The organism is Brevibacillus sp. NRS-1366, from assembly GCF_050467985.1.
This window is the reverse complement of the sequence record NZ_JBITPN010000077.1, coordinates 1-744: the sequence shown is the minus strand read 5'-3', so window position 1 is coordinate 744 and position 744 is coordinate 1. Positions and strand designations below refer to the sequence as shown.

1 protein-coding gene and 1 pseudogene are annotated in these 744 nt (G+C 39.4%); both read right to left on the bottom strand.

Translation table 11 applies throughout. From position 1 onward, the window contains the following. A pseudogene (locus ACIFQN_RS35650) lies at positions 1–352 on the bottom strand (RNA-guided endonuclease TnpB family protein); the annotation flags it as partial. A 5-nt stretch (positions 353–357) separates the two neighbouring features. Continuing rightward, positions 358–744: IS200/IS605 family transposase (tnpA, locus tag ACIFQN_RS35645; RefSeq protein ID WP_429837778.1), on the bottom strand; the 387-nt coding region annotated here is incomplete at its 5' end.

Below are 744 nucleotides of genomic sequence, written 5' to 3'. Positions count from 1 at the left end.
TTGACTTTCCATTCACCACAAATGGAATAGAAATATGTGTGAAATCAAAGGAATAGTTTTGATTGTTCCATACACAAACGGGTTTCTTTAGGATCGGAACGATGGTGTATTTCCTTTTCTTTACTTTGGTAGAGAACACGCTTTTTGCATCTTTAATCGCTTGATTTTTTACCGCACTTGGTAGATTAGCAGGAACATCTTTCGTTGTCTTCTTCGTACTTTTCTTTTCTTCAACCATCTCCGCTACGAGCGAATTAATGACTTGGATATACTCGGAACAACATTGTTGCAATAGTTGGATTTGCTCTTTTGTCGGTAGTAGCTTTACCTTAACGGTTATGGTCTGTGACATATACTTCACCCCCTTGTCTTTTGTTGTTCAACATAATGCTTGATAGTCTCACTTGATACATTTCCAGCAGTAGAAACAAAATAGGAACGTGTCCACAAGCTAGGCAAATGTAGAAGGTGCGGAAACTCTTCACGTAGTTTTTTTGATGTGACTCCTTTCACTTTTGCCATAATAGCAGCAGGACTCAATGTTGGTAGCGCATTGAGAAACATATGCGTGTGGTCTTTGTCGCACTCAAGGGCAACGATCTCCATTTTAAGCTCCTCGCATACCTCATGCACCAATTCCTTGAAGCGATGTTCTACCTCTGATTTGAGAAATATTTTCCTCCTGTATCTTGGGCAGAATACAAAATGATAGTTCAGTAGAGATACAGTTGTGCTTGTTCTTCT